The sequence below is a fragment of the Qipengyuania pacifica genome (assembly GCF_019711555.1).
GTDB lineage: Bacteria > Pseudomonadota > Alphaproteobacteria > Sphingomonadales > Sphingomonadaceae > Qipengyuania > Qipengyuania pacifica.
This window is the reverse complement of sequence record NZ_JAIGNQ010000001.1, coordinates 198,585-209,463: the sequence shown is the minus strand read 5'-3', so window position 1 is coordinate 209,463 and position 10,879 is coordinate 198,585. Positions and strand designations below refer to the sequence as shown.

General features: G+C 62.1%; 7 protein-coding genes. 4 read left to right on the top strand and 3 right to left on the bottom strand.

Annotated elements, in window-relative coordinates:
- Window positions 1-15 precede the first annotated feature (15 nt).
- Together motA and K3177_RS01005 are read left to right on the top strand one after the other, a co-directional pair.
- Entirely contained in the window at window positions 16-879 is an 864-nt protein-coding gene (motA, locus tag K3177_RS01010) for a flagellar motor stator protein MotA (RefSeq protein WP_103024058.1), read from the top strand.
- Between the two features lies 1 nt (window position 880).
- A complete protein-coding gene (locus K3177_RS01005; RefSeq protein ID WP_103024059.1) occupies window positions 881-1,708 on the top strand; it encodes a flagellar motor protein MotB in 828 nt (275 codons plus the stop codon).
- Between the two features lie 67 nt (window positions 1,709-1,775).
- On the opposite strand, the gene K3177_RS01000 is transcribed toward K3177_RS01005, so the two are convergent.
- The 3 genes from K3177_RS01000 to gyrB form a co-directional block, all read right to left on the bottom strand.
- Window positions 1,776-3,431, bottom strand: coding sequence for an alkaline phosphatase D family protein (locus tag K3177_RS01000; RefSeq protein ID WP_221596438.1), 1,656 nt, complete (start codon window positions 3,429-3,431; stop codon window positions 1,776-1,778).
- On the bottom strand, window positions 3,428-5,794 hold the full coding sequence (locus tag K3177_RS00995; RefSeq protein ID WP_221596436.1) for a TonB-dependent receptor: 2,367 nt from the start codon (window positions 5,792-5,794) through the stop codon (window positions 3,428-3,430). Before K3177_RS00995 ends, K3177_RS01000 begins: the two co-directional genes overlap by 4 nt.
- 333 nt (window positions 5,795-6,127) lie before the next feature.
- Window positions 6,128-8,650, bottom strand: coding sequence for a DNA topoisomerase (ATP-hydrolyzing) subunit B (gene gyrB, locus K3177_RS00990; RefSeq protein WP_221596434.1), 2,523 nt, complete (start codon window positions 8,648-8,650; stop codon window positions 6,128-6,130).
- A 129-nt stretch (window positions 8,651-8,779) separates the two neighbouring features.
- Between gyrB and K3177_RS00985 the strand changes: the two genes are divergently transcribed.
- Together K3177_RS00985 and K3177_RS00980 are read left to right on the top strand one after the other, a co-directional pair.
- Window positions 8,780-10,165 (top strand): L-serine ammonia-lyase, encoded by a 1,386-nt coding sequence (locus K3177_RS00985; RefSeq protein WP_221596432.1) that lies wholly within the window; start codon window positions 8,780-8,782, stop codon window positions 10,163-10,165.
- The gene (locus K3177_RS00980; RefSeq protein ID WP_221596430.1) at window positions 10,159-10,863 is read left to right on the top strand and encodes a ZIP family metal transporter; all 705 of its coding nucleotides are present in this window, start codon (window positions 10,159-10,161) and stop codon (window positions 10,861-10,863) included. The genes K3177_RS00985 and K3177_RS00980 overlap by 7 nt, the downstream gene beginning before the upstream one ends.
- Window positions 10,864-10,879 lie beyond the last annotated feature (16 nt).

Sequence of the window (10,879 nt, the reverse complement as noted above, 5' to 3'; positions counted from 1 at the left end):
TGACAGGAATTCAAAGTGTTTGCGGCAATCGGCATAGTCATCCTGCTGGTCATGGTCTTCGGCGGCTTCGCGCTGACGGGCGGTGCGCTGGGTCCCGTCATGGAAGCCGTGCCTCACGAAATGCTGATCATCGGCGGCGCCGCGATCGGCGCGCTGGTCGCCGGCAATTCCATGGACGGGCTGAAGGCCATCGGCAGGTCCATGAAGGTCATCTTCAAGGGGCCGCAGCATACCAAGCAGGACCATATCGATGCCATCGCGCTGACCGCGCAGTGCATGAAGCTGCTCAAGAACGAAGGCCCCGTGGCGCTGGAAAGCCATGTCGAAAACCCGCAAGATTCGACGATCTTCAGCGCCTATCCGAACCTGCTCAAGAACGAGCCGCTGATCGGACTGATCTGCGACACGCTCACCCTGCTGGTCGTATCGTCCGGCACGCTGGAAACCCATGCGGTGGAAGAAGTCATGGACAATGCCATGAAGACGCATTTCCACGAGCTTCACGAACCCCAGCACACGCTGCAGTCGCTGGCCGACGCACTTCCTGCACTCGGGATCGTTGCCGCCGTCCTGGGCGTGGTGAAAACCATGGGTTCGATCGACAAGCCACCGGAAATCCTGGGCGGCATGATCGGATCGGCTCTCGTGGGTACGTTCCTCGGGGTTCTCCTGGCCTATGGCATCGTCGGCCCACTCGCTGGACGCCTGAAGCAGGTGCTGGAGCAGGACGAACAGATTTTCCACGCGGTCAAGCAGGTGATCATCGCCTCGCTCTACGGCCATCCGCAGCCGCTGGTGGTGGAAAGCGCCCGTTCGGGCCTGGGCCATACGGTCCGGCCGGGGCTGACCGAACTGCTCGACGCGCTGCGGGGCCGGTAAGATGGCCAGCACCCCGGCGGGTCGCAACGACCCGGTCCCCATTATCGTCAAGAAGGTAACCGTGGTCGCCGCCGGCCATCACGGCGGCGCCTGGAAAGTCGCCTATGCCGACTTCGTTACCGCGATGATGGCCTTCTTCCTGCTGCTTTGGCTGTTGGGTGCAACGACAGAGGATCAGCGCAAGGGACTGGCAGATTATTTCACGCCCACTCTCGTCAAGACCAAGGAACAGAGCGCAGGCGCCGATGGCGTGCTGGGCGGATCGTCGCTGGTCGATGTGGATAACTATCCGCATGCTGCGGGTCAGACCGGCACCAAGACGCTCACCGTCCCGCGCGATGCGACGGGCGGCCCGAAAGAAGGCGCTGCGACGATCAAGCGCATTCGCGAACGGGTTTCGGAAGCGATCGCCGAGGAAGAGCGGCTGAAAAGACTGATGCGGCAGGTACGCATGATCGATACCACAACCGGGATCAGGATCGATTTGGTCGACGACGCCAATTTCTCGATGTTTTCGCTCGGCACGACTGTCCTGACCTCAGATGCGCGCGCTTTGCTGGATGTGGTGGCCGAGGCAATCTCGCCCGAAGGTGGCAAGATAACCGTGCGCGGCCATACCGACGCACTGCGCTATCGCGACCCGAGCCGGGTGAACAACTGGTCGCTGTCCGCCGGACGGGCCGAAGCCACGCGGCAGACGCTGATCCGCGAAGGAATAGCGTTCAACAGGTTCCGCCGGATCGAAGGCGTCGCCGATACCGAACCGCTGATCGCAGACGACCCCGCGGATCCAAGAAATCGCCGGATCTCGATCTCTCTCGAGAGGTGAGATCCGGCAGAGGGACTGGCTTTATCGGCAATCGGCGGGTTGTCGCAAAACTTGCCCCCCGTCCCGTTCAGACTTCCGACCAGTCCGGTGTTTCATCCTCGCGCTTCCATTCGAAAGACGCGTCGATCCCCGCCTCGAAAGTTTTTTCCGTGACAGTGGAGACCGTTCGATAGTCCACTCGCGCCGAACCCGGACGCAGGGTGAGCAAGGTATATCCCTTTGCATCCTGATTGCAGTAGATCGTGTCCGGATTAGCCTGCTCGATATACCGCCCGATGCCCGGCAAGATGGATCCGTAAGAGGGACTGGTGATCGCGGTGCAGCCGGTTTCCAGGCCAACTATCTCACCGTCAGCGCCGCGCAGGCGGTTCGCCCAACCCGCGTGGCTGTCGCCTGCGAGGACAATCGGCCTGGAGCCTGCATCCCGAAACGTCGCATAGAGCCGCTCGCGTGCGGCAGGGTAGCCATCCCAGCTGTCGAGATTGAACGGCACGCCCTTGCGATAGCCCACCTGCGCCGCCGCGATGCGATCGTTAAGTCCGCTCGGCAGGCTGGCAATCAGGTCGGCATATTGATCGGGGCCCATTTCTGCCTCCAGATCGGGACCGGCGACGCGGCCCATCACCACCTGGTTTCCGACCACCTGCCATGGCTTGCCTGCCGCGACCGAAGTGGACAGAATATTCCGTAGCCAGTCGCGCTGCTCGTCCCCGATCAGTTGACGCGTCTCGTCCGCCAGCGTCTCGGCGAAGGCGGCATAAGCGTTTGCATCATCCGGATCGCCTGCGAATTCGAGTTGCTCGCTGCGAACCAGCAGGCGTGTTTCCAGCATGGCGAGCGTTGCCAGATCGCCGAATTCGAAGCTGCGATAGATCGCTTCCTTCGCCCGCGCTGCCGAAGGATCGCGGATCGGCATCCATTCGAAATAGGCCTGCATCGCTACCGCCTTGCGGCCAGCCCAGTCGCCTTCGGTTTCAGGCTGGTGGTTCTGCGCGCCGTGCAACCAGCCATCATTGGTGATTTCGTGATCGTCCCAAACACAGATGAAAGCCGCACGCGCGTGCGCGGCCTGCATGTCCGGGTCGGACTTCGCCTGCGCATGGCGCAAGCGATAGTCTGCCAGCGTCACGATTTCATGCGGCGGATCGGGAAGCCGATTTAGGCGTCGGCCAATATCGGCGCCGTAACCGGCATCGCCATATTCGTATATATAGTCGCCAAGATGAATGACCGCGTCGAGCCGCTCGGCACGAGCCATGTCGGCAAAGGCGTTGAAATAGCCGCCGGGGTACAACTGGCAGGAAGCGACCGCAAAGACGAGTTGGTCCACCGGACCCACAGGCAGGGTGCGGAAGCGACCGGAGGGTGACTGCGCGCCGTCGGCGGCATGGAAGGCATACCGGTATTCCCGGCCCGGTTCGAGACCGTCGACCTCCACCTTGGCCGTACGATCGGCAACCAAGCGTGCAATCGTCTCGCCTTCGCGGACGACCGGCCCGCCTTCGGTTTCACGGACTTTCCAGCGCAAGGGAACATCGCCTGGGCCATCGACACTGGCGCGGGTCCAGATCACTGCCCCGTCCGCAGCGGGGTCGCCGCTGGCGACCCCGTGATCGAAACGAACAGGCCCGGTTGCCTGAGCCGATACGCCGACGGGTAGCGCGGCGGCTCCCGACGCGCCGAGCAGACCGAGAACCGTGCGCCGGTCGAGCCCCCCGCTCACCGCCCGATCCGCGCAGTCAGCTGAACACCGTAGAAGCGCGGCTCGGCAGGAATGAAGGTCGGCCGCCCGAAGGCCCCGCCGGTATTGCCGGCATCGAGCAGATAGCGCTCGTTCGTGGCATTGCGGATGAAGCCAGCGACTTCGAACCTATCATCGGCAAAGGAGACACCGGCGCGCGCATTCAGGAGAGTGACGGCTTCCTGCGAGATACGCAGGCTGTTCGGCACTTCGAAGAAAATGCGGCTACGGTGCGTAACCGACGGCGTTGCGAAGATCCGTACACCGGGCGCGACGGGGTAATCGACGGTGAAACCGCCGGCAGCCTGCCATTCGGGCTGGAGGCGGAAACGATCGCCCGCGACCGTTCCGTTGATCGGATCGTCGTCGATCCCGCCATCGATGTAGCCGACATTGGCGAAGACGCTCAGCCAGCTGGTGGGCCGTATGTTGATCTCCGCCTCGACACCAAGGTTGCTGGCCGAGCCGACGCTTTCCGTGACCGTGGTGCCGAGCGGCAGGCCAGAAGGATCGTTCGGGTCCGAGATCGTGCGCGTGGTCTGGAAATTGCTGTAATCCTGATAATAAACACCCAGCGAGCCAGAGACGGCGCGCGAACCGAACTTGATCCCACCTTCGTAGTTCCACACCACTTCCTGCGGGATGACATTGATGTTGGGCAGAACTTCGGTCCCGGCACGGCGTGCGCCAAGCGATACGACCGGGGAGCGGCGGCCCTTCGAAACCGTTGCGAAGACATTGAGGTCGGGCGTTATCCGGTAGAGCGCATTGAACCGCGGCAGCACGGTGGAAAAACTGTCTTCGGCTTCGAACGTGCGGCCACCGGTATCGATCTGGCCAGGGATGAGCGGCGCGCCCGTCAGTACCGAATTGGGCACGGACGTAACGAAGCCCGAACGGCGCTGCTCGATCAGCAGGCGGGCGCCTGCGGTCAGTTCGAGCGAGGTGGTGGGAATGAAGGTCGCATCGGCGAAGAGTGAATAGCTCTGATTGTTGCCCTGGTTTTCGAACACGGAACTGTAGGGGATTGCGGTGGCGGCACCGCCGGTAGCGAGCTGGGTAACCTGTGCGGCGGCCACACTGCCGTCGGCGGCGACGCAGGGGATACCCGGAATGACCGGAGCCAGTCCCAGCGACGTGGTGAGGCACTGCAGGAAAGTGCCCTCCTCGGTCGAGAATGGCACGCGCTGGAGATTGTCCTCGGTGAAGAAATTCCAGCCGAAGGCTGCGCGCCATCGCGGATCGACATAGGTGAAGCGGCCTTCATGGCTGACCTGATGCCCCTTTGCGATCTCCGCAAATTCCAGGAACGGTGCCGGGCCGCCATCGGCGTCGAACACCTCATGGCTGTCGAATTCGCGATAGCCGTTGACGGTGGTGAAGGTCAGGCTGTCACCGATGAGGTATTCCGCCGTCAGATTCGCATCGTAGACTTCACGGTCGAGGCCGAGCTGGCTGTCACCCAGGGCGGCTTCCGAATAGGGGGACCCGCCCAGGAAGGCGCGACCGAACGGATCCGCGGGCCCGTCGGGAGTGGCAAAAGTATCCGAGATAAACGGCGTGCCTCCGTGCCTTTGCCGGTCGAATGTGCCGATGAGGTCGACCGTCAAACGGTCGTTGGGCGTGAAGCGGAGCGAACCGCGCGCACCGAACTGGTCTTGCGCGTAAAGATCCTCTTCCTGCGAGCGGGCCAGGATTTCGACATAGCCATCGCGGGTGCGCCATTCGAAGGCGATGCGGCCTGCGACGACATCGGATCCGGCATTTACGAAGCCCGAAACCAGCGTCTGGTCGAAATTGCCGTAACCGCCGGTCAGTTCGGCCGAGTAGCCGGCGCGAGGCCGTGCGGAAACGAGGCTGATCGCGCCCACGGCAGATGCGGTGCCGAACAGCGTCGCCTGCGGGCCCTTGATCACTTCTACACGATCGAGATCGTAGATCGCCTGATAGGAACCACGCGAGCGCGAGATATCGACCCCGTTGTAATATAGCGTGACGCGGGGTCCCTGCTGGGCGGATCCGCTGTCGGATGTGATCCCGCGGATCACGATGCCCGGATTATTGGCGCTCTGTTCCTGAATGTTGAGCCCGGGAATATAGTTCGACAGTTCGTCGAGATCGGTGACGCCGAGTTGCGCGATCGCATCGCCGGTGAGCGCGGAAATGGTAATCGGCACGTCGAGTGCGCGCTGTTCGATAAGCTGTGCCGTAACGATGATCTGGTTATCGGCGGGCGCGACATCCTCGTCGTCCGGTTGCGCCGGTGCCTGGGCCTGAAGGGCCTGAAAGGGAATGGCCGATGCTGCGCAAAACAGTGCGGCGTGGGAAAGCGATTTGATGTTCATGTAGCCCCTCGTTCTCGGTGTGAGGGGCCTTTCCCAGAGCTAGGTGAAAAGCTCGCGACGGTTTTCTTTCAAACCGGAGACTGCGACGCGATTGGGGCGAAATACCTGCTTTTGTGGAGGGTGGGCACGGGTGGGGGCTGGCCCGATCCGATTGCGCAGGAACATGCATCGGCGAATTTCCGCCACGAACCGATGCGTCGGCAACGGTTCGGAAATTACCGCCCGGGAATTCTCCGCATAGAAAGGGCCGGGATAGGCAATGACGCTTTTCCCGGCCCTTTTTGAGGCGACTTCATTGCTGTCGCATGCCCTGGCTGTGTTGAGCTCAGGTCATCAAACGTCCAGATTTGCCACGTTGAGGGCATTGTTCTGGATGAATTCGCGGCGCGGTTCGACGACGTCGCCCATCAGGCGGGTGAAGATTTCATCGGTTACGTCGGCATCCTCGACCTTCACCTGCAGTAGCGCACGGTTGTCGGGGTCGAGGGTGGTTTCCCACAATTGCTCGGCATTCATCTCGCCAAGACCCTTGTAGCGCTGGATCTTCTGCCCCTTGCGCCCGGCGACCATCACCGCGTCGAGCAGCTGGGTCGGCAGGGTGATCGCGTCGTCGGTCAGGATCGGCGCATCGTCATCCGCCTCGTTCGCTTCGCCATCGTCGGGCTCTGTTTCCGCGCTGCTGCGCACGAGACGCAAGGGCGACGCGTAAACATCGGCGAAATCCTGCGCGATCTTGTGCAGTTTGCGTGCCTCGGCACTTTCGAGAAATGCCGGGTCGATTTCGTGCACGTCCGTCACACCGCGCCAGACGCGGCTGAGGCGGACCTTGCCGTCTTCGCCCGTCTCGGCCTTCCAGCGAGCATCGGGATCGCCCATCTGGAGGTGGGCGGCAGCATGATCGAGAGCAGCAGATCGATCTCCGGTAGGGTCGAGCGCGCCGGCCAGAGCCATCGCCTCGATCAGCTCCGAATTGTATTTGCGAGGCACGAAACCGAGCATGTTGCGCATGCGCAGACCGTGGTCGACCAGCGCCTGCAATTCGCCGCCGCCGCGAACCGGCCCGCCCTGCGCTTCAAGCACCCGCCCGTCGAGCCCCTGTGCGATCAGGTAACGGTCGTAGGCCGGCTGATCCTTCAGATAGACTTCGCTCTTGCCTCGCGACACCTTGTACAGCGGAGGCTGAGCGATGAAGAGGTGCCCGGCCTTGACGATCTCGGGCATCTGGCGATGGAAGAAGGTCAGCAGGAGCGTGCGGATATGGGCGCCGTCGACGTCGGCGTCGGTCATGATCACGATCTTGTGATAGCGCAGCTTTTCGAGATTGAATTCGTCGCGCAGGCCGGTGCCCATCGCCTGGATCAGCGTGCCGACTTCCTTGGACGAGATGATCCGGTCGAAGCGGGCACGTTCCACATTGAGGATCTTGCCCTTGAGCGGAAGGATGGCCTGCGTCTTGCGGTCGCGACCCTGCTTGGCCGACCCGCCTGCCGAATCGCCCTCGACCAGAAAGAGTTCGCAGTTTTCGGGATTGCGGTCCTGACAATCGGCGAGTTTGCCGGGCAGCGAAGCGATGCTCATGGCGCCCTTGCGGCTCATCTCGCGTGCCCTGCGGGCAGCTTCACGCGCAGCGGCCGCGTCGATGACCTTCTGGATGATCTGCTTGGCGTCGTTCGGGTTCTCTTCGAGCCACTCCGTCATCTTTTCGCCCATGAGCGATTCGAGTGGCTGGCGAACTTCCGAAGACACCAGCTTGTCCTTGGTCTGGGACCCGAACTTGGGGTCCGGCAGCTTGACCGATACGATTGCGGTCAGCCCTTCGCGCATGTCTTCGCCGGACAGGCTGACCTTTTCCTTCTTCATCAACCCGCTGGCGGTGGCGTAATTGTTGAGCGTGCGCGTCAGCGCGGTGCGGAAGGCCGCAAGGTGGGTCCCCCCGTCACGTTGCGGAATGTTATTGGTGAAGCACAGGACGTTTTCGTAATAGCTGTCGTTCCATTCCAGCGCGACATCGATGCCGATACCGTCTTTCTCAGCGCTTACCGAAATGGGTTCGGCGACCAGCGCCTGCTTGTTGCGGTCGAGATATTTGACGAATGCCGCAATGCCGCCTTCGTAGAACAGATTGTGTTCGAGCGGTTCTTCGTGCCGCTTGTCGCGCAGGAGAATTCGCACGCCCGAATTGAGAAAGGCGAGCTCGCGATAGCGGTGCTCCAGCTTTTCGAAATCGAATTCGATGACGTTCTTGAAGGTGTCTTCCGACGCCTTGAAGGTTACGCGGGTGCCCTTCTTGAAGCCGTCTTCGTCGGGATTCTGTTCGACCTTGGGAGCATCGCCCACGACACGCAGGCTTTCGACCGCGTCACCATGTTCGAAACGCATCCAGTGTTCCTTGCCGTCGCGCCAGATGGTGAGTTCGAGCCATTCGGACAGCGCATTGACGACCGACACGCCGACACCGTGAAGCCCGCCCGAAACCTTGTAGGCGTTGTCGTCACTGGTGTTTTCGAACTTTCCGCCGGCATGCAGCTGAGTCATGATGACCTCTGCCGCTGACACGCCTTCTTCCTTGTGCATGTCCACCGGAATGCCGCGACCGTTATCTTCTACCGACACGCTGCCATCGGCGTTGAGTTCGATCAGGACGAGGTCGCAATGCCCGGCAAGCGCCTCGTCGATCGCATTGTCCGACACTTCGAACACCATGTGGTGGAGGCCCGACCCATCGTCGGTGTCGCCGATGTACATGCCAGGCCGTTTGCGCACTGCATCGAGGCCTTTGAGGACCTTGATCGAATCTGCGCCGTAACCGTTTTTCTTCGGCGCTTCGGCGCCCGTGTATTCAGGGGTATCGTCCATATCGATCATATAGGCTTTCGAGGCCGAAATTCCAAAGTTTCAGCGTCGATTTTACCCACAGATTGCCGTCTGTCCGGCAGGAGCGGCAACTGGTTGATTTCAGGCGGTCGAAGGCGCATCTCGCCAGCCATGCTTTCAGTGCTCGATATCTTCCGAATTGGGATTGGTCCTTCGTCCTCGCATACGGTGGGTCCGATGCGGATCGCCCGCACCTTCGCGAGGGCGCTGGCAAAATCGGACAAGCTCCAGCGGACGGCCCGTGTCACGATCGAACTGCAGGGTTCTCTGGCGCTTACGGGCGTTGGGCACGGGACGGTCGATGCCAGCATTCTGGGTCTGATGGGGTTCGCACCCGACAAGACATGTCCTGACGAGGCGGCTGCGGCGCTTGCAAAGGTTCGCGCCAGCAAACGGCTCGATCTCGGCGGGGGGCGTGAAATCGCCTTCGACCCCGCGGGGGACATCGATCTGGCCGGGCACATCATTCCCGACCTGCACCCCAACGGAATGAAGCTTACCGCCTTCGATGCCGATGGCGGGAAGCTGTCCGAGCGGACATATTACTCGACCGGCGGAGGTTTCGTCGCATCCGAAGCTCAGCTAAAGCGCAAGCCCAAGGGCGACCGCATCAATACCGGCACCCAGGTTCCGCACGATTTCGGTTCGGCAGCAGAGCTTCTGGCGGCGTGCGACACGGCGGACGTCTCGATCGCGGATCTGATCCTCACCAACGAAGACGCTTTCCGACCGCGTGATAAAACGCTCGAGGGTATCGACCGGATTGCAAAGGCCATGGATCAGTGCATCGACCGTGGCCTCACCCAGCGCGGGATCTTGCCGGGTGGCCTGAAGGTCGAACGGCGTGCGCCGGACCTGTGGGACAAGCTTTCCGCGAACCCCCAGTCGAACGAGCGTGAACAATTGTTCGACTGGCTCAATTGTTATGCCATGGCCGTAAACGAGGAAAACGCCGCGGGCGGGCGCGTGGTCACCGCGCCGACCAATGGCGCGGCGGGCATCATTCCTGCTGTGATCCGGTTCTATTGCGTCGCAAACGACGAACAGCCGTGCACGGATAGTCGGCGCATTTTCCTCCTTACGGCAGGGGCAATCGGCCTGCTTTACAAGCAGCGCGCGAGTATTTCCGGTGCCGAGATGGGCTGTCAGGGCGAAGTTGGCGTCGCCTGTTCCATGGCGGCGGGCGGACTCGCGGCCCTGTGGGGCGCATCGCCGGTGCAGGTGGCCTCGGCAGCAGAGATCGGCATGGAGCATAACCTCGGCCTGACCTGCGACCCTGTCGGCGGGCTGGTGCAGGTGCCGTGTATCGAGCGTAATGCCATTGGCGCAGTGAAGGCGGTCAACGCCGCGCGACTGGCCCTTCATCGAACGGGGGCGGAAAGCCTCGTGTCGCTGGATCAGGTAATTGAAACCATGAGGCAGACCGGGCTCGACATGAGTAATAAATACAAGGAGACGAGCCAGGGCGGGCTTGCGGTCAACGTGATCGAATGCTGATGCTTTTTGCCGTGGTGCTGGTGGTGTCGGGCGCTCTTGTCGTCGGCGCTGCATGGGGCATCTACGGCAAGCTGCCCGAACGCCTCGAAGGCTTTCTCGTGGCGCTGGCCGGGGGCGCGCTGCTGCTTTCGGTGACGACCGAACTCATCCAGCCCTCGATCGAGAAGTCCAGCGTATTTCACGCCATGCTCGGCGTTGGCGCCGGCGCAGTCGTCTTCGCCATCTGCGATTATCTGATCGACGAAAAATGGGGTTCCAACGGAGGAGGAGGGTTGCTGGCGGCCATTACCCTCGACGGTATTCCGGAAAACCTTGCCTTGGGCGTCGCGCTCATCGGTGCGGGGGGACTGGAGATTGCCGCCCTGGCCGGATCGATCCTGCTGTCGAACTTGCCCGAGGCGGCAGGCGGCGCACGCTCGATGGCGCAGGACGGGCGGTCGAAGGGTAAGATCATGTTGCTGTGGGCAGGCACTGCCGTCCTGCTGTCTCTTGCCGCGATAGTCGGCAATCTGGCGCTGACCGGCGTGGGAGAAGGTGCACTGGCGCTTATACGCTGCTTTGCTGCCGGTGCAGTGGTCGCCAGCCTTGCCACCGAAGTTTTCCCGCAGGCCTTTCGGGAGGACCGGCACTGGGCCGGCATCGCTACTGCACTGGGGGTGATCCTGGCATTTTCGCTCGGCAGTCTATCGGGCGGCTAGACAGACGCGCGGTCAG

What these genes read in the sequence shown, in the direction of transcription:
- K3177_RS00980 (WP_221596430.1), top strand. Translation starts at nt 10,159, where the DNA reads ATGCTGATGCTTTTTGCCGTGGTGCTGGTGGTGTCGGGCGCTCTTGTC.
- K3177_RS01005 (WP_103024059.1), top strand. Translation starts at nt 881, where the DNA reads ATGGCCAGCACCCCGGCGGGTCGCAACGACCCGGTCCCCATTATCGTC.
- K3177_RS00985 (WP_221596432.1), top strand. Translation starts at nt 8,780, where the DNA reads ATGCTTTCAGTGCTCGATATCTTCCGAATTGGGATTGGTCCTTCGTCC.
- K3177_RS00995 (WP_221596436.1), bottom strand. Translation starts at nt 5,794, where the DNA reads ATGAACATCAAATCGCTTTCCCACGCCGCACTGTTTTGCGCAGCATCG.
- gyrB (WP_221596434.1), bottom strand. Translation starts at nt 8,650, where the DNA reads ATGGACGATACCCCTGAATACACGGGCGCCGAAGCGCCGAAGAAAAAC.